This window comes from Bombella sp. ESL0380, from assembly GCF_009725805.1.
GTDB lineage: Bacteria > Pseudomonadota > Alphaproteobacteria > Acetobacterales > Acetobacteraceae > Bombella > Bombella apis.
Genome location: NZ_WNIH01000005.1, coordinates 239,675 through 257,469, shown reverse-complemented (window position 1 = coordinate 257,469; position 17,795 = coordinate 239,675). Strand labels below are relative to the sequence as shown.

The window sequence follows — 17,795 nt, the reverse complement described above, 5'->3', positions numbered from 1 at the left end:
ATCCTGACTGATGATGTGCTGCCTTCCCCGGCTTGGGTGACGGGTAGGGAAGGTGGCAACAAGGTTTATTAAGGCCTGTTATCTATGAGTTTGCAATTTAGCCATTAAAGTCTTGCCCATCAAGGTTTATGGGGACATGTTGTTTTGCCATGAACATGACCTGTCAGGTCATTGATGGTTCAAGGCATGAAGAAAGGCAGCATGATGGCAGGAGCAGAGCAGCATGGCAGGGTGGAAGATGGCAGTCATGAGGCTGGTCAGACTGCACTGACCCCGCAGGAAGTGACAGCCTGCTGCCAGCAGCTTGTTGCCCGTGGTGAGGGAGACCAGGCTGTCGGTCTGGCCATACAGATTGCCCAGGGGACGCAGGATGTGGCGCTCATTCTTGCGGCGGGCCTTTTTCTTGTCCGTTTCACCCCCCGGCATGAGGTGGTGATTGCCGTCTTCCGCAAGGCTCTGCTTTTGATGCCGGAGGCGGAACCCGCCATGGCCTCCATGCGGGGCGAGGTGAAGATTTTTCTGGCAGGGGCGCTCATGGTGGCGGGCGAAAGGGAAGAGGCCATGGCCCTCTTCATGGATGTTGCCCGGACTCTGCCAGAACATCGGGTGCTTGTCGGGGAGCATCTTTCAATGGCCCTGCTGGAGGCGGGGCTGGCGGATCAGGCTGAGCAGGTGCTGTTGGCCTGGCTTGCGGATGGACCGCCCTCCGTCTCGCTGTACAACAACATGGGTTGCGCTCTGGGACGGCTGAACCGCTCCCGGGATGCCCTGGCCTATTATCGCCGGGGAATGGAGCTGTCCTCCCGGCATGAGGCTGTTTCCTTCGGCTATGCCATCGCCCTGTTGAAAGCCGGTGAGTATGAGGAGGGCTTTGCCCGCTATGTAAGGCGTGTGCCCCGTATTCCGAGCCTGAACTGCTGGTTCTATCAGGACCTGCCCAGACTGACGAACGATGTTCCGCTGGAAGGGCGCCACCTTCTTTTCTATCAGGAGCAGGGGCTTGGCGATACGATCCAGTTCATTCGCTTCCTGCCGGAGATCGTCCGCCGGGCAGGGCGGGTCACGCTGGCCGTTCTGCCATCGTTGGCCCGGCTGCTGAGGGAAAGCTACCCCATGGTGCAGGTCTGCCTTATCACGGAGCTTCTGGACCATCCGGAGCGTGTGGCAGAGTATGATTTTTCCTGCCCGATACCGGACCTTCCCTATCTCTGTCATCTCAGGCACGTGGCTGATATTCCGGCTTTCAGTCCCTATCTGGAAGTTCCGGTGCGGCGGCGGGAGCATTTTGCCCGACTTGTGGAGCAGGCCGTGGCACAGGGTGGCCGGGCAGGGGGGCGCAGTCCTGCCGGGCGGCGCCTGCGTGTAGGGCTCGTCTGGGCAGGGGATTCTCGGTCCAGCGCACAGGATGTGGCTGCAGACAGGCGGCGTTCCAGCAGCTTTGCGGAGATGACGGAGGCCCTCGGGCCGGTGGAGGCTGATCTGTTCAGCCTTCAGTATGGTGACCGGCGGGGAGAGCTGGAGCCAGTGGAGGGGCAGGGAGCGGTCGTGCATGATCTGATGGGACACGTGCAGGACATGGCGGATACGGCTGCCCTGATGGAAAGTCTGGACCTTGTCATTTCCGTTGATACGGCCCCGCTGCATCTGGCGGGGGCACTGGGCCGGGAAGTCTGGCTGGTCAGTCGATGGGATGCCTGCTGGCGGTGGGGTGATGAAGGTGACCGCACCCCGTGGTACCCGACCATGCGTATTTTCCGGGCGCAGGAGCTGTCTCTTGCCCCTGTTCTGAAGGACGTGGCCGTCTCCCTGAGACGGCGGATTGCGGAGGGCTGAGCCATGTCATCTTATAAGGTAGCCATCCTGCTGCGCACGAAAAACCGTCCCGTTTTTCTGCGTCGGGCTCTGGAAACACTGAGGGCGCAGAGCTTTCAGGACTTCCGTATCCATATCATCAATGACGGGGGAGACATGGCCGCCCTGCGGGCCTGCGTTGCAGAGTGTGGCCCATCATGGGGGGAGCGCCTTTCCTGCGTGGACCTGCCCCGGTCTGTCGGACGCAGCAAGGCACTGGCCCTTGCCTTGGCCGTGTCCGACGAGCCTTATATTCTCATCCATGATGATGATGACACGCTGGAGCCTTCTTTCCTGGCAGAGACGGTCGCCTTTCTGGAGCGGGACGGGACGGGTTTCTATGCTGGTGTCACGACCAGCAATTATGACGTGTATGAACGTATCGAGGATGGACGGATCATCACGGACAGGAAGACGGACCAGTTTGGCCGCAAGAGTGGCTCGCTGGTGGATTACGGCCTGTATCTCTCCCACATGTATGTCATCATGCCGATCACCTTCCTGTTCCGCCGGGCGGCCCTGGCGGTGGCGGGTGGAGTGGAAACGCGGCTGGATTACGTCGAGGACCACGATCTCTTCCTGCGTGTCATGATGGCGGGTGAGGTCGGGATTCTGGAAGAGTGCCTTTGTTCATACCATCACCGTCTTGCGACTGGTGACGCCAATGATGCCAGCCAGCATGAGGTGACCCATGATTACGTGCTGGCCTACAAGAACGGCATCATCCGGAAGGCCATGCAGGGGGGAGACCGCCTGAGACAAATGCAGGCCGGTTTCATCCAGGGGAATCATCTGGGGCGTTCCCAGCTTGGGCAGCTGTCCCGGCAGGTGGCACAGCTTCAGGAGGGCTTTGCCAGCCTGTCACAGGTGATGGTGGAGCTGCTTGGTCATATCAGGCGCTGAGGGCCACTCCTGTCGGAATGGTCAGTAGGCCGTGGCGTAAGGGACATTGCTGGCAGCGTGGACGGGCATGGCCCGGTAGGCGGCAAGACTCCGGCCATTCTGTGAGTTTTTCATTCGCTGGTGCGGTGGTGGGGGCATGGCAGGGCGGAAATAACCCCGGAAGGGACGGAAAGGACGATGCCCCTGTGAGGGAGCCTGTCCCGGTGTGGCCGCAGCAGCAGGCTGCGCCACAGGGGGCAGGGGGCGTGTTGTTTCCTGATGGTGGAGAGCGGCCAGAAAACTGGCGGGCCCTGTAGTGGCGTGGGTTATGCCGGTCCCTGATGGGGAGGCTGATGCCGGCCTGATGACGAAGGGCCGGTACGGCCTGGTCGTCTGCACCGGGTGGTTCTGACCAGCGCCAGAATGATCGCCAGTCATGACAGCCGCCACAGCGGGATGTGGCGATGTGGAAAGAGGGGGGTGTGGCAGAGGAGTGTCCAGCGGTGTGGCCCATTGCTGGAGAACCTGTTGCAGGTAGGTCGTGCCCAGGGTGCCTGTCTGTGAATGATAAGCAGCAGCGGCCCGTGGCCAGCTGCCGGTCTGGTCCTTCATTTTCTGGAGAAACAGGCCAGCATAGCGGGCATTGCTGTAGGGGTCGAAGGCTGTATCCAGAGAGGGGAAGGCTGTTGGATGGTGGAGGAGATTGACCTGAAGGCAGCCGACATCAATGGACTGTATGCCCTGCTGCTGGAAGGCTTTTACAGCCTCTACCGCTTCCTGGCGTGAGGCATAATAGTGACCTGTCCCGGCAACATTGATGCTCCATGGCCATGGGGTGAGGGTGCCATTGCCATCCGGGCGGCCTGTTTCCACCCGGCTGATGGCCGAAAGGAAACCATCCGGCAGTCGCAGGGCCCGTTCTACCTGCTCCGTGGCAGTGCGGCAGAGGCGGGACTGGGTGGGGTCCATGGGGGGGAGTGAAATCTGGGCCATGGCAGGCGGGGTCAGGAACATGCCCAGAAGAAGCCCCGGGACCCGCCAGAGGGCGAGGTGGAGCCAGCGCCCGGGTTTGTCATGCTGAAAGATGGAGGTCATGGGTCTCTCAAGGCTTTCTTTTGGCGGACTTTCAGGGTAACCAAGGAATACCATTAAATAATTTTCCTTGTATAATCCATATATAAGGTTAAGTTGGAGCGTAGGAGACTATGCTTGATGTTTTTGAAGAGCTGTTGCGCCTGGCTGTCCCGAAGTCTGGATGGGATTCGGCCTGCCTGTCGCTGTATGATGCTGGCGATCTTCGGATGCGTGCTGTCTGGCATGTTTTCGGGTGGCTCAGCCCATGCCTCTGCGGTCCGTATCAAGGATATTGTGGATTATGAAGGAATCCGGGACAACCAGCTCGTCGGTTATGGGCTTGTTGTCGGTCTGAACGGCACCGGGGACCGGCTGACCAATACGCTTTTTACCCGTGAAACCCTGGTCGGCATGCTCAACCGTCTTGGTGTCAATATCCGGGACAAGGCCATCCAGCTGCAGACACACAACACGGCCGCTGTCATGGTGACAGCCAGTCTGCCGCCGTTCTCGCATGGTGGCAGCCGGATTGACGTAACGGTTTCTGCCGTGGGTGATGCCCAGAGCCTGACAGGCGGCACGCTGATCGTGACGCCTCTTCAGGCTGCAGATGGTGAGGTTTATGCCGTGGCGCAGGGGTCGCTGGTGACGAACGCCTTCACGGCCAGAGGGCCGGGGGCCGTCGCCACCCGTAATGTGCCAACCAGTGGGCACATCGCCAATGGTGCCGTGGTGGAGCGGGAAGTGCCCGTTCTGCTGGGGGCTGGTGGGGTGATCCATCTGTCTCTCAAGAATTCGAATTACACGACGGCGGTTCGCATTGCCGATGTCATCAACCGGCACATGGGCCGGGGGACAGCCCGGGTGGATGATCCCAGGACGGTGGCCGTCAACCTGGCCGGGCGCAACGTCTCCGAGGCCCTGTATGAGATCGGGGATCTGACCGTCACGCCGGACACGATGGCCAAGGTCATCGTGGATGAAGCCGCTGGGACCATCGTCATCGGGGATAATGTCCGTATCACCACGGTGGCCATTGCCCAGGGGAACCTGACCGTGCAGGTGACCAACAGCCCTGAAGTTGTCCAGCCCAACGCCTTTGGTGCAGGGCAGACTGCTGTCGTGCCCAGGACGCAGATCAATGCCACGACCGATCGTGAACACAGGATGGGCATTCTTTCTGATGGCCCCTCCCTGGCCAATCTTGTAACGGGCCTGAATGCCCTTGGGGTTGGCCCCAGAGACATGATCAGTATTCTCCAGGCCATCAAGGCGGACGGTGCCTTGCAGGCTGAGCTGGAAGTGCGCTGATCGCAGGGATGAATCCAGTCTGACTGTCTGTCGTTTACAGGAGAAAATACCGGTTCATGAGTATTTCGTCAGTCTCACATGCGGCGTTTGCGCATGTGGCGGCCCCGTCTGCCGGAAAGCAGGCAGACCGGAGCCATCCCATGTCTCCGCAGGATGAAAACAGGGTCCGTAAAACGGCCCGGGATTTTGAGGCCATGGCGCTGGGAGAAATGCTTCAGCCCATGTTCGATACGGTGGACAATTCCGCAGCGCCCTTTGGGGGAGGCAATGCCGAGAAGCAGTTCCGCTCCATGCAGGTGCTGGAACTGGGCAAGGAGGTTGCCCGTAGCGGGGGGATAGGGATTGCCCATCAGGTTTATGGCCGGATGAAGGCCATGCAGGAGCAGGCCGCCCAGGCCAGCAGCATACATCCCAGCAACAGGACAGGAGGATACAGACCGTGACATTGCAGAGGCTTGGCAAAGCCGCACGTCGGCTTGCCGGGCATTTTTCCAGACGGGACGAGGATGAACTGGACGGCTCTTTCCTGCCCCATCTGATGGGCAGTTTTGCCCGGGCCGCGGACATCATGGCGCAGGAAAACCGCTTTCTTCAGGATAATGACGTGTCAGCTGCTGCAGCACTTCTGCCTGAAAAGACAGCGACCATGGAAGAGCTGACAGCCCTTGTGGCCAGGGCACGGAAGCATGATGTACGGGTGGAGAATCTTTCTCCTGCCTTTCGGCAGGTGCAGAGGCGTTTTACTGAAATTGCTGCCCAGAATGGGGAGCTGTTGCAGCAGGCTCTTGTCACGCAGGAGGCCGTGATGAAGCTGCTCATTGAAAGTGCGGTGGAGGCCAACCGTCATGGCTATGGCCGGACGGGCGAGGTGGGATCTGATACGTCCTGCGGGTCACTTTCACTGAATGACCGGGCCTGAGCAACGGGCCAAAGGCCCGTTGCGTCTCTTTTACCAGTATCCGCCGATCATGTGGCGTGGCTGGTTGTTGTCCGGGTCTGCGGCCGGGCTCCAGACGGTCCAGTCCCATGAGGTTGTATCCCGGTAATTTTCAGCCGTCATGGCGGGCAGGGGCGGGTCCTGCGGTGGATGATGGGCGTGTTTGCGCTGCATGATGGCCTGCATGTGGGCCTGAAGGGTGCCATAGGCGGTTTCATCCCCCATATACACACAGCCACAGGCCAGTGGGTCAGCATAGAGGTAGATGCGCTGCCCGCTCGGGGCCATGCGGTAGGTCAGGCTACCAGGTGGCAGGCTGTTCATGAGGGCAAAACGGGCGGTCGTGTTGGCCGGGTGGGCGACAAATCCGGCATGGCTGAGCAGGCTGCCTTTCTCCAGATAGGGGGTGGCCGGTCGTACGCAGCCAGCCAGAGCCAGGCCGAGCAGGGCCGTGCAGGCATGTCTCGCCATGGCAGAGGGTGAGGGGATGGTCAGGGCCATGGTTGTCACTCCCGGTTCAGGCTTTTGGCTGTCTGATTGTCCGTCAGAACCAGGGGTGGCACACAGCAATAGGCCTTCATGTCGGCATAATGGCGGTTCATGAGATGGTCGACACTGGTGCTCATCAGGGTCCTGTTGCCCAGTGAGGGGTAATTGATGGGCAGTGTGGTCATGGGCAGGCAGCGTTTCATGAGGGAGACGGCCCCACGGGGAGACAGGGCGTAACCACAGATGCCAAAGGCCTGCTTCAGGCGGAAAGGAAGTGTCTCGACCGTCTGGTGCCGGAATTCCTCAATGCCGCAGCGAACATCATCCTGGTTGAAATAGGCGAAACAGTCTGTCTGCCCCGGCAGAACCTCATAATGGAGAGGGGCATCCGAATTCTGTCCCCACAGGATGATCTCCCAGTCTTCCGGCAGCTGCTGGATGATCTGCTGGCTCTTCTGTTCAAAATTCTGGCAGAGAAAAGCGTCATCTTCAAAGATGTTGGCAGGCTCTCCGCTCTGGGCGACTGTTCCCCACAGGGCAACATGGGTCAGCCCCGAGCCAATGGCTCCGGCCGTGAAGTGGCAGTCCTGTGCCAGAAGGCCGGCCTGTATGGCATCCTGTTTGTCCAGCGTTTTGCCATCAATGCCGGGCGCATGAGTGATGTCAGGGCCATGCCGGTTGACCCGCCGGAACCTCTCAAGCCGGTCTGGTGTTCGGGCGAGGCTGATGACGTAATGTTTCATGAATATCCTTCTTGTCATGACAGGCCTGTTTCATGTCGTGTTGCGAAGATATGGCATGTTTCCAGGTCATGCCATATCTGTTATGGTTAAAACATGATCATTTTAGTCTTGCATTAATCATTCGTGTTTTAATGTGAGGCCAGATGCTGGCAGATGTCGTGCCAGCCTTATGGTTTTATGGAGGAGGCGGCTTATGGGGCTTGGTGGCATTTCACCCGTGGCACAGTTTCTTATGGCCCAGAAAAATGAGGTCCAGACAGCAGCTGACAGCGTGAAGGGCGACAATACGGCCAAACGCATGGTGTCGGACTTCCAGGACAAGGCACCATCCATCACCACGGCCAAGCAGCTCATGAGCAACTACTCTGCCAATCAGGTGGTGCTGAAGGCCTACAATCTCAGTTCCCTCAGCGGGCAGCAGGCTGTGGAAAAGGCCCTGCTGACGCAGGACCCCACCTCCTCCTCTTCTCTGGCCCAGACCTCCCGGAATGCCAGCTGGCTGGCCTTTGCTGATGCCTTCGCCAGCATGGGGGCGGGGCATGGCACGGCCAGTGCAACGCCTTTTACTTCAGACATGATGGCATCGACGGTGAGTGCCTACGAGCAGCGCCAGTATGAGACAAGCGATGCCCAGCAGAAGAATGGCGTGGGGGATGCGCTCTATTTCACCCGGAGGATGCAGTCCGGCAAGATCAAGACGGTGGATGACCTCATGGCGGACCCGACCCTGCTGCGTGTGGCAGAGGTTGTCAGCGGGTATGATCCGGACCAGTTCGGAGCTCTGGATTTCGACCAGCAGAAGCGCATCATCAGCAACAAGGTTGACATGAAGACCTTCTCTCAGCCGGAGAATGTCCAGCGCTATGCTGAACGGTACCTGACGCAGTTGCAGATTCACCCCAGCTATAACAGTGATGACAAGCCGGCCAGCATGATCGATCTTTTTGGTGGGGATGATGGTGGAGACGGCATCCTCGCTCTGTTTGGGGGTAGCGGTGATGGCGGGACTTCGTCCTCCGGTCTCTTCTGATGCCCGGAGCCCTCACCCTGCCGGATATTGAAATCCAGTGCCGGGCCGTGCGGGAACGCCATGTGATGCTCTCCGTCCAGCTTGCCCGGCAGAAGGATCTCATGGAGACCCTGACAGGGACCATCCGCCCCGCTGCGGAGGATGCCCCCATAGGGGAGCTGACCGGGCATGTGGTGGATGTCTCTGGCTTGTGCGTGACGGTGGATGGTCTGGCATCCTTTACGGCCGTAGGGGACCAGATACGCATCAGGACGCTGGATGGCCGGGACATTCTGGCGGAAATCATTGCCTTCCGCCATGGTCAGGCGCTGGCGATGACCTACGAATCCATAGAAGGAATCGGAGCCGGCTGTCCGGTCTTTCATGAGCTTCACGGCCAGGGGCGGCAGGGTCTGTCTGGCGGGTTGGCGGTCAATGAATCATGGATTGGCCGTGTTGTGGACCCGATGGGGCAGCCGCTGGACGGTAGAGGGCCTCTTCTGCCATCGGCAGCCCGGCAGCAGCGTCATGCCCGCCCGCCGGAAGCCGCCGGACGGGCCCGGCTGGGGGCAAGGATTGATCTGGGAATCAAGGCCCTGAACCTCTTCACGACCTGTCGGCAGGGGCAGCGCCTGGGGCTTTTTGCGGGCTCCGGTGTGGGCAAATCCACGCTCATGGGGATGCTGGCCCGGGAGACGGCCTGCGATGTCACGGTCATTTCTCTTGTGGGGGAACGGGGCCGGGAAGTCCGGGAGTTCATGGAGGATGACCTGGGGCCGGAGGGGTTGGCCAAGTCCGTGCTTGTTGTCGCTACTTCGGACAGTTCCGCCCTCATGCGGCGGGAGGCTGCCTATAGCGCCATGGCCGTGGCGGAGCATTTCCGCAATCAGGGCAAGTCCGTCCTGCTGTTGATGGACAGTGTGACCCGCTTCTGTCAGGCCCTGCGGGAGATAGGTCTTTCAGCCGGAGAGGTGCCTGCTACCCGTGGTTATCCGCCCAGCGTGTTTGCAACTCTGCCTCGCCTGCTGGAGCGTGCTGGCCCCGGTGCATTGGATGAACAGGGCCAGGCAGGCCAGATGACGGCTTTCTTCTCCGTTCTCGTGGAAGGGGATGACCAGAACGAACCGGTGACGGACACGGTACGGGGGATTCTTGATGGTCATGTGGTGCTGGAACGCTCCATTGCTGAATCGGGCCGGTATCCGGCCATCAATGTTCTGCGGTCATTGTCCCGTTCCGTACCGGGTTGCAACAGCGAGAGTGAAAATGAGCTGACAGTCCGGGCACGGCGTCTTCTGTCCCAGTGGGATGAGGTGCGGGACCTTGTCCGGCTGGGCGCCTACAAGGCTGGGAATGATCCGGAAGCCGATCTGGCCGTACAGCTTGGCCCGCAGCTGGAAGAATTCCTCATCCAGAAAAAGACGGAGCGTGTCTCCCTTGAGGACTCTTTTGCCGGTCTGCGGGAGCTTCTCTCACAGGGTGAGCGTGTAGAAGCGCACCCCGCCTGACGTGTGAGGAGGGAACGTCATGAAACCGGCACGGCTCAAGGCCCTGACATCTCTGCTTACCCTCCAGAAGCGTAACACGACTTTGGCCCGTACAGAGCTGGCCCACTGTCTGGCCGAGGAAAAACGCCTTGAGAACAGCATAAGCGAGCTGAAGGCCCAGATGCAGGAGAACCGGATTCTTGTCAGTCAGGCCCGGGAGGAAGAAGCGCAGGACCTGACCCTGTGGAACGGATACCGGTACTGGCTGCCCATCGCACAGGAAGAGATGGACCGTCTGGAACAGGCGCTGGACAATGCCAGGGCGGTAAGTACTGCAGCCCGTGGCCGGGTGATGGACTGCGTGCGTGCACAGGAGGCGACGGATGGCCTGCTGCGGCAGGACAGGCTGGAGCAGGCAGACAGGCTGCGACAGCAGGAACAGGTGGCTCTTGATGAACGGGCGCAGCATCAGAAGATGTTGGAAGAGTTGGAACTGTAAACAGAACATTTCCTTCCCATGACGAAAAGGCTTCCATCTGGTTCCATCAGGATTACATGGGCGTGGTTTTGGCAATCATTTAATATTATTCCTTATAAAATCCTTGAGACTCAACAATTCGCTGCGGTATTTCCATGATTAAACTTATTTTTTCATGTCCTTTTCGCATGGGCATACTTCATGGAGGGAATCGCAACGATGCAGATGGGGACCACGCCTTCAGGCAAGATCATGCTGGCGACGCCCTGCTTTGGCGGGATGGTGACGACAGGCTACATGCTGTCCGTCATCGGTTATGCCTCCAGCGGTCAGAGCATCCCCATGACGGTCATGCATGTCGGTGATGATGCCCTCGTGACACGGGCACGCAATACACTGCTTTCCAATTTCTATTTCCGGTCAGACTGTTCGCACATCCTTTTTGTCGATGCTGACATCAGCTTCCCCGCCAATGCCCCGACACGTCTGTTTGAAACAGGGAAAGATGTGGTGGCCGGGATGTACCCACTGCGTGAGCGGTTCTGGGACGAAGAAACAAAACACAACATTCTTGCCGGGGAACGCCAGCAGACAGCCTCTTTGCGTTATGTGGGCGAGACGGCGGCCATGCATGAGACCTATGAACGTGGCCCGCTGTTGCAGACCGCCTATGCCGGGACGGGATTCATGATGATCAGCCGTCATGCGGTCAGCCGCATGATCAAGGCCTATCCCGAGCTGGAATACAGGCGCATTGATGCCCCCGAGGGTGAGGATGGCCGACGGTTTGCCCTGTTCGAGGGCAGCGTGGATACCGAGAGCGGTACCTATCTCAGTGAAGATTACACGTTCTGCAAACGCTGGCGGGAGATTGGTGGAGAGGTCTGGCTGGATACGTCCATTGAGTTGACCCACACCGGCACGGCGTCTTTCTCCGGCATGCCGTCCGTACGTGTGGGCATCGCCCATAACAGGGGCCGTTGATGATGGCCAGGACTGTTGGTGGCCTGCCGGTGATGGGTGGCCCGGGGGCGTGGTGGTGCTGCCATGGCTGACCGGAAGAATGCCCGACCCATCATCATCAAGCGGGAAGAGGTTGTGGAGGCAGGGCATCATGGCGGTGCCTGGAAGGTCGCTTATGCCGACTTCATGACAGCCATGATGGCATTCTTCCTGCTCATGTGGCTGCTGAACATCACCACGGATGAGCAGAAGCGTGGCATTGCCCTGTTCTTCAATCCGATGGCGGACAGGACGGGCAAGGCGACATCAGACCAGGCGCTGCTGGAAACCTCGCCCCTTTCGGCACCTTCCTCCCTGCGTACGGTGCACAATTCCGATCATGAGCCGCCGCCGAAGCCGGATTCCTCGGAGACTCACCCAGAGGATCAGGGCTCAAGAGGCGGCCGGGCAAGTGAGGGTATCCTGACCGCCAGTGGCGTCAGCATCCTTCCGCCCGGTATGGCGGACCGTCCGGATGAGGATGAAGCCAGTGTCGGCCGTCCCGAGATCATTCCTCTCGGAGGGCCGAAGAGTGGGGCGGCAGAGAATGTTGGCCAGGTTGGCCAGGGCAATGCCGCTGCTGATGGCAGTGCCGGGGGACCAGCCTCTGCTGCTCAGTCCACCGGGGCTTCTGCCGACCATGAGAGCAGCCATGAAGCTGGTACGGAAGGCGTGGCGGCAGGTCTGCATCAGGCCGCCCAGGAGGATGCCCATCTCCGTCAGACCGTGGAAGGGCTGAAGGCCAGCCTGGCCCATCAGGCCGGACTGAATGAGCTGAAGGATAATCTCGGCTTCAGGATGGGGGCGGATGAAATCCGCATCGAGGTGCAGGATACGGCCCACAGGCCGATGTTCGACAATGGCGAGACCATGCCCAACAGGGAAGGCATGGCCCTGCTCGGGCAGATTGGTTCCTGGCTTGGCAGCCTGCCGGAAGATATCTCCATCATCGGGGAGACGGATGGTGTTCCGTACCATCTGCGGCAGGTCAATCCACATGGCCTGTCCAACTGGACACTCTCCGAGATGCGGGCCGACCGTGTGAGGGAGCTTCTGGTCCGGGCGGGTTATCCAGACCGGCGGATCAGGAGCGTGGAAGGGCGTGCGGACCGCAGTCTGGCCAACCCCGCCCACCCGGAGGCACCGGAGAACCGGCGGATTGTTCTGCTCATCCATCGTCTGCATCCGCTGCCGGCATCCTTTCAGGCCGGTACACAGCAGGCCCCGCCGCAGGGGGCAGCACGATGAACAGGCAGGAAGAGATGATGGATCATGATGTCAGAGCCGTTTTGAGAGGGGAACAATAGGATGCTGTATATCGGTGGGCTGATTTTTGCGTTGCTCTGCGTGTTTGGTTCCTTTGCGGCTTCGGGCGGGGCACTGGCCCCGCTTCTGGCATCCATGCCGTTTGAGCTGCTGACCATCCTGGGCGCTGCCGTGGGCGTGTTTGTCATGAGCAACAGCATGGCAGCGCTGAAGTCGGTTTTCGGCTACCTGATGCTGGTCGTGAAAGGCCCCCGGCACAGTCAGCAGAGCTACATGGACCTTCTGGCCCTCATGTACCGCCTGCTGCGGCAGGCCAACATGAAAGGCATCGCCTCTCTGGAAAACGATTTTGAAGAGCCGCAGGAAAGCAGCATTTTTGCCACGTCTCCACGCATCAAGCAGGATGAGAAGACCCGTGACATGATCTGCGACTACCTGCGGCTCATCAGCATGAATCTGGATGAAAGCCACCAGCTGGACGAGATCATGGGCAGGGAGCTGAAGAAGAACCTGCATGAGGATCTTCACGTTGCCGAATCACTTTCCGGCATTTCCGATGCCCTGCCTGCTCTTGGCATTGTGGCGGCCGTGCTGGGTGTGGTGAAGACCATGGCTGCCATCAGCAAGCCGCCTGCCGTGCTGGGGGAAATGATTGCCGGTGCCCTTGTGGGAACCTTTCTCGGGGTGCTGCTGGCCTATGGTGTGGTCGGGCCGCTGGCCTCGCGGATGCAGGCCATCGTGAAGATGGACAATCGTTATTATGAAACGATCCGCACCGTGCTGGTGGCGTACCTGCAGGGGCAGCCGCCGCAGGTGTGCATCGAGATTGGCCGCAAGGACATCCCGGAAGAATTCATGCCCGGCTTTGCAGAAGTCGACAGCATGTTGAGTGAGCTGACCTGACAGACATGATGCTGCCTGAATGAATGTGAGAACGCCATGGTAATGCCCCGTCCTTCACTCTCCAGCCTTCCCCTGCCTTCTGCTGGTGGCAGCCGGTCTTCGGCGGCCATGTCCGCTGGGAGGGGCGCCGTGCGCTCTTCATCGGGCGGGAAAGGCTTTGCCGGAGTTCTGGCAGGGCAGACACCGTCCGATCATGACGGGGCGGATGTGCCGTCTTCTGATCAGGACCAGCCCAAGGCGGCCGCCCCTCATACAGGCGGGACGGATGGGACAGATCGTGGAGACAGGTCGCAGGGCAGGTCATCTGCTCCGGCCGCCGGGGCTCACGAGGATCAGACGGCTTCTTCTCCCGCCGACAGGGGGGACGGAGCGGACGGGTCGCAGAAGGCCGATACATCCGCAAAGGCAGCGCCTCATGCTGACCGGCAGATGACAGGGGATCAGTCGTCCCATGATGGGGTAGCGCCAGAGGGGCTGGCCACGCAGAGTCTGTCTCTGGCAGCGCTCATGGCGTCCCCTCAGGTGTCTATGGTCACGATGGAAGCGGGACAGCCCCAGTCTGGCCCGGCGGGTGGTGGGACGGCCACGGCCATGCCGTCTTCCAGCCTTGGGCAGATGACCGGCGGGCGGAGTGATGCCGGAGTGGCAGCGCTTGCGGGGCTGGGTACGGTTCCGGCTGGTGGTGAGGCTTCCATGGCGTCAGCTCATGCTACGGCCAGTGCCACAGCCATTTCCTCTTTCTCATCCATGGAGCATCTTTCCCAGGCTTCTGCTGCGGCGGGTACTGCTGGAAGTTCTGCCATGGTTTCGACATCGGATCTGATGCGCCTCGTCAGCAGGTCCGGTGATACGGCGTCTTCTCATGGGCAGGATACCGGGGTGCGTGATGACGTGTCGTCCCGTCATGCTGCCGCCGGACGGATGATGGATGCAGCCCTGCTGGCCCGGCAGTCTACACAGGTTCCCACAATGGTGAATGCCGCCACACAGGGCCCGAAAGACAGGGCACTGTCGGCTGTGCAGGCGATGAATTTCCAGTCCGGCATGGCGGGTGTCCTGTCCGGTCCGTCTTCCATGGCAGGAAACACGGTGACTGCCTCCCGGCAGGGGGATTTGCGCAGCGGGCCTGAGGGCCAGACAACAGACAGTCTGTTCAGCCTTATGGTGAAGGCTTCGTCTGGAGAATCGGAGGCGTTTTCTGCTGGTCATGGCGACCAGGGCGCTTCCGGTGAGGGGCAGGACATGCCCGGGCATGAGAGTGCCGGGGTGACGGGAGGCTCTGGTGGGGATGGCGGGCAGGAGGTGCAGGGCAGCCTGTCGTCCTTCGCTGGCCTTGTGACATCCTCCGAGGGGCACATCATCCAGCCGGAAACCCGTGGCGTGACAGCGGGCGTGACATCGCATGAAGCACGGCAGGCCGCTGCAGAAACAGGTCTTTCTGCCCTTCAGACAGGTGGTTCCGCAGCTGGTGTGCTGGCAGGGCGGGCGACTGCCGGGCAGGCTGGGACGCTGACCATGACCGTCATGACAGCGGATTCAACGCCGGTTCATGTGCAGCTGGACCGCTCCGCAGCAGGTCTGTCGGCCCTTTCCTTGCAGGGGCAGGATGATGGCACGACCGAGGCCCTTCAGAAAACACATCATGTTCTGGCCAGAGAGCTGGATGAGGCAGGCCTTCATGCCAGCCTGATGAAGATTGATGTCCTGCCTGCCGATGCCGGCCATATGGCCGGAGGCCAGGAGCAGAACATGCCGCAGCATCAGTGGCAGGGGGGGCATCAGTCTTCAGGGCAGCAGGCCGGTGCCTTTTTCTCTGGAGGGGAAGGCGGCAGCTCCCAGGAACAGCGCTCCCGCTCGGGAGATGATGTGCCTGCTCCAGCCCGGCAGGAACCGTCTCTTCAGGCAGAGGAGAGCGCCGTCACCCCCGCCACGGTCAGGCCCGCACGGATGGGCCATCTCAATATTTCAGTCTGACATGCATCATCTCGGAAGGAGAACCACATGGTGAATTCACTGTCTTCCAACAATCTTCTGGCCTTGCAGCAGGCGACAGACAGCGCCGCCCGCAGTGGGGCAGCGTCCCTCTCCGGCGCTGGGCAGAGCGGGTCATCCGCAGGGACCACGGAAGGTGCCTTTGCCTCGATGGCAAAGAATGAAAACAACTTCCTGACCCTTCTGACAGCCCAGCTGAAGCATCAGGACCCCAGCAGCCCGATGAATACGGAGAACATGGCAGCCCAGCTGGCGCAGTTCTCCAGTGTGGAGCAGCAGGTCCAGACAAACAGCAACCTCAACACCCTCATTTCTCTGAATGAGACAGCCCAGTTGACGCAGGACAAGGGGCTGGTCGGGCGGCAGGTCAGTGCTTCCGGGTCCACGCTGCCCCTGCAGTCCGGTTCGGCTGGTCTGTCCTTCCAGGCAGGAGCGGGCCAGATGGTTGGCATTTCCGTGGCCAACAGTGCCGGGCAGGTGGTCTATCACGACGTGGTGCGGGCGGATGGCGGCCAGACATCCTGGAACTGGGATGGCAAGGACGACAATGGCACGACCCTCAGTGATGGGGCCTATAGCGTGGCGGTGAAGAGTGTGGACAGTCGGGGCAATACGGCTGACGTGCCCTTTACCGTGCGTGGCACGGTCACGGGGATGAAGAAGACCAGCACGGGCATGAATGTCATGATGGGTGGGGCTGAGGTTCCGCTCTCCAGCGTGCAGGCCACAAGCTGAACCACGCCTGATGATGCATGAACAGGGCAGGCAGCCACGACGTATTGGCTGCCTGCCGGATGGAACGGGAGGTTGTGAGGGAGCATGTATCAGAACAACGCCATGAATGCTTATCGTATGGCGGCCAGTTCGTCTCTGTCGGACAGGGAAGCGGATGCGGAATGTTTCCGCAGGCTGATTGCCATGCTGGAAAGCGTGGCCCATGAGACGGATGTCATCACGCGGAATCAGGTCATCGCGAAGAATCAGCGTCTCTGGTCGCTCATCCAGCGTGCCAATGCGGTGGAAGCTGGCATGGTCGAGACGGAAGACAGGCTTCTTTTTGCCCGGATGGCCGATCAGGCCCAGAAGTATGGCATACGGGCCATGCTGGACCCCACGCTCAGCCTTGCTCCCCTCATAGAGACAGCCCGCAACGTGCTGGACGGGCTGGAAATGGCCATTCAGGAGGGCTGAAACGCCTTCCCGCCCTTCAGAGCGGATTGGTGAAAAAGACTGGCAGTGGCCTGCCCTCGGCGAGATGGTCGTCCATGATCTGGCAGGCCGCAAGAGCCTCACCAATGGTGACATCCATGTCCAGATAACGGTAGGTCCCCAGCCGCCCGAGGAAAGAGACGTTTCGGGCAGTCATGGCCGTGCGGACATAGCGGTCCAGCATGGCTGTCTCGCCTGCCAGCCTTATGGGGTAATAGGGGGCATCTTCCGGCCCGGCCAGGCGGCTATATTCACGGAAGCAGACTGTCCTGCTGAAGCGTGCGGCCTCCCAGGGGGCGAAGTGCTTGTGCTCGCTGATGCGGGTATAGGGGATGGATTCGTCGCAGTAATTGATGACCGCCGTCCCCTGATAGTCACCTTTCGCATCGATTCGTTCAAAATTCAGCGTGCGATAGCCAAGACGGCCATGGCAGAAGCTGAAATAGCGGTCCAGCGGGCCAGTATAGAGTGTATGGTCCATGCTGTTGCAGGACTGGAATGTTTCGAAAGATGTGTTCAGCCGTACGGTGATGCGGGGATGGGTGAGAATCGTTTCGATCAGGGTGGTATAGCCTTCCACCGGAATGCCCTGATAGGGATGACTGAAATAGTTGTCATCGTAATTGAAGCGTACCGGCAGTCTCTTCAGGATGGCGGCGGGAAGGTTCGCCGGGGGCAGGCCCCACTGTTTGGTCGTGTAACCTTTGAAGAAGGCCTCATAGAGGGCAGGGCCGATCATGTGCAGGGCCTGCTCCTCGAAATTGCGGGGTGAAGCCATGTCCTGCACGGCCTGCTGCCGGATGAATTCCCGGGCTTCTGCGGGCTGCATGGTCTTGCCGAAAAACTGGTTGATGGTCAGCAGGGTGATGGGAAGGGTGTAAACCCGCCCCTGGCTGATGGCCTTGACCCGATTGATGTAGGGGGCAAACCGTCCGAAGCGCTGCACATACTGCCAGACCGTTTCCTGTGCGGTATGGAAGATATGGGGCCCATAATGGTGAAGCATGATGCCCGTCTGCGGGTCCCGGGCTGTATGGCAGTTGCCACCATTGTGTGGGCGTTCATCAATGACAGTGATGCGGTGGCCTCGCTCAGCCAGATGACGGGCCGTGACCGCCCCGCTGAATCCGGCACCGACGATACAGAAATGCATGGCAGGCTG

18 protein-coding genes are annotated in these 17,795 nt (G+C 60.2%); 14 read left to right on the top strand and 4 right to left on the bottom strand.

What is annotated here, in order from left to right:
- Nucleotides 1-201: 201 nt before the first annotated feature.
- Both GM608_RS06865 and GM608_RS06860 read left to right on the top strand, forming a co-directional pair.
- Nucleotides 202-1,833, top strand: a complete 1,632-nt coding sequence (locus GM608_RS06865; protein ID WP_249109663.1) for a tetratricopeptide repeat protein — start codon at nt 202-204, stop codon at nt 1,831-1,833.
- Nucleotides 1,834-1,836: 3 nt separating this feature from the next.
- Nucleotides 1,837-2,754 carry a glycosyltransferase family 2 protein gene (locus tag GM608_RS06860; RefSeq protein WP_333645281.1) on the top strand — a complete coding sequence of 306 codons (918 nt, stop codon included), beginning with the start codon at nt 1,837-1,839 and terminating at the stop codon, nt 2,752-2,754.
- Between the two features lie 21 nt (nt 2,755-2,775).
- Here GM608_RS06860 and GM608_RS06855 read toward each other — a convergent pair whose 3' ends face one another.
- Nucleotides 2,776-3,828: a lytic transglycosylase gene (locus tag GM608_RS06855; RefSeq protein WP_333645280.1), complete on the bottom strand. Its 1,053-nt coding sequence runs from the start codon at nt 3,826-3,828 to the stop codon at nt 2,776-2,778.
- A gap of 186 nt (nt 3,829-4,014) precedes the next feature.
- Here GM608_RS06855 and GM608_RS06850 point away from each other — a divergent pair, with 186 nt between their 5' ends.
- The 3 genes from GM608_RS06850 to GM608_RS06840 are packed head-to-tail and all read left to right on the top strand — an operon-like array spanning nt 4,015 to nt 6,037.
- Nucleotides 4,015-5,118: a flagellar basal body P-ring protein FlgI gene (locus GM608_RS06850; protein ID WP_052348903.1), complete on the top strand. Its 1,104-nt coding sequence runs from the start codon at nt 4,015-4,017 to the stop codon at nt 5,116-5,118.
- A 56-nt stretch (nt 5,119-5,174) separates the two neighbouring features.
- Nucleotides 5,175-5,561: a rod-binding protein gene (locus GM608_RS06845; protein ID WP_333645278.1), complete on the top strand. Its 387-nt coding sequence runs from the start codon at nt 5,175-5,177 to the stop codon at nt 5,559-5,561.
- Nucleotides 5,558-6,037 carry a hypothetical protein gene (locus GM608_RS06840; protein WP_143539866.1) on the top strand — a complete coding sequence of 160 codons (480 nt, stop codon included), beginning with the start codon at nt 5,558-5,560 and terminating at the stop codon, nt 6,035-6,037. Before GM608_RS06845 ends, GM608_RS06840 begins: the two co-directional genes overlap by 4 nt.
- A gap of 30 nt (nt 6,038-6,067) precedes the next feature.
- On the opposite strand, the gene GM608_RS06835 is transcribed toward GM608_RS06840, so the two are convergent.
- Both GM608_RS06835 and GM608_RS06830 read right to left on the bottom strand, forming a co-directional pair.
- Nucleotides 6,068-6,556 carry a hypothetical protein gene (locus tag GM608_RS06835; RefSeq protein WP_333645277.1) on the bottom strand — a complete coding sequence of 163 codons (489 nt, stop codon included), beginning with the start codon at nt 6,554-6,556 and terminating at the stop codon, nt 6,068-6,070.
- 5 nt (nt 6,557-6,561) lie between these two features.
- Nucleotides 6,562-7,287, bottom strand: a complete 726-nt coding sequence (locus tag GM608_RS06830; protein WP_043558168.1) for a glycosyltransferase family 25 protein — start codon at nt 7,285-7,287, stop codon at nt 6,562-6,564.
- Nucleotides 7,288-7,504: 217 nt separating this feature from the next.
- On the opposite strand from GM608_RS06830, the gene GM608_RS06825 reads away from it, so the two are divergent.
- The 9 genes from GM608_RS06825 to GM608_RS06785 all read left to right on the top strand — a co-directional run bounded on the left by GM608_RS06825 (nt 7,505) and on the right by GM608_RS06785 (nt 16,615).
- Complete coding sequence (locus tag GM608_RS06825; RefSeq protein ID WP_227449684.1) at nt 7,505-8,317, top strand: DUF1217 domain-containing protein; 813 nt, start codon at nt 7,505-7,507, stop codon at nt 8,315-8,317.
- Nucleotides 8,318-8,418: 101 nt separating this feature from the next.
- Complete coding sequence (gene fliI / locus GM608_RS06820) at nt 8,419-9,804, top strand: flagellar protein export ATPase FliI (RefSeq protein WP_052348932.1); 1,386 nt, start codon at nt 8,419-8,421, stop codon at nt 9,802-9,804.
- A 19-nt stretch (nt 9,805-9,823) separates the two neighbouring features.
- Entirely contained in the window at nt 9,824-10,282 is a 459-nt protein-coding gene (locus tag GM608_RS06815; RefSeq protein WP_043558171.1) for a hypothetical protein, read from the top strand.
- A 180-nt stretch (nt 10,283-10,462) separates the two neighbouring features.
- Nucleotides 10,463-11,245, top strand: coding sequence for a hypothetical protein (locus tag GM608_RS06810; RefSeq protein ID WP_227449683.1), 783 nt, complete (start codon nt 10,463-10,465; stop codon nt 11,243-11,245).
- A 63-nt stretch (nt 11,246-11,308) separates the two neighbouring features.
- Complete coding sequence (locus tag GM608_RS06805) at nt 11,309-12,511, top strand: flagellar motor protein MotB (RefSeq protein WP_143539865.1); 1,203 nt, start codon at nt 11,309-11,311, stop codon at nt 12,509-12,511.
- A gap of 60 nt (nt 12,512-12,571) precedes the next feature.
- The gene (gene motA, locus GM608_RS06800; protein WP_043558177.1) at nt 12,572-13,432 is read left to right on the top strand and encodes a flagellar motor stator protein MotA; all 861 of its coding nucleotides are present in this window, start codon (nt 12,572-12,574) and stop codon (nt 13,430-13,432) included.
- A 36-nt stretch (nt 13,433-13,468) separates the two neighbouring features.
- Nucleotides 13,469-15,406 carry a hypothetical protein gene (locus tag GM608_RS06795; RefSeq protein ID WP_333645276.1) on the top strand — a complete coding sequence of 646 codons (1,938 nt, stop codon included), beginning with the start codon at nt 13,469-13,471 and terminating at the stop codon, nt 15,404-15,406.
- A gap of 27 nt (nt 15,407-15,433) precedes the next feature.
- Nucleotides 15,434-16,159 (top strand): flagellar hook assembly protein FlgD, encoded by a 726-nt coding sequence (locus tag GM608_RS06790; RefSeq protein WP_086431291.1) that lies wholly within the window; start codon nt 15,434-15,436, stop codon nt 16,157-16,159.
- Between the two features lie 102 nt (nt 16,160-16,261).
- Nucleotides 16,262-16,615 (top strand): flagellar biosynthesis regulator FlaF, encoded by a 354-nt coding sequence (locus tag GM608_RS06785; RefSeq protein WP_052348933.1) that lies wholly within the window; start codon nt 16,262-16,264, stop codon nt 16,613-16,615.
- A 16-nt stretch (nt 16,616-16,631) separates the two neighbouring features.
- Here the strand turns inward: GM608_RS06785 and glf are convergent, their stop codons facing one another.
- A complete protein-coding gene (gene glf / locus GM608_RS06780) occupies nt 16,632-17,786 on the bottom strand; it encodes a UDP-galactopyranose mutase (RefSeq protein ID WP_043558188.1) in 1,155 nt (384 codons plus the stop codon).
- Nucleotides 17,787-17,795: the final 9 nt, after the last annotated feature.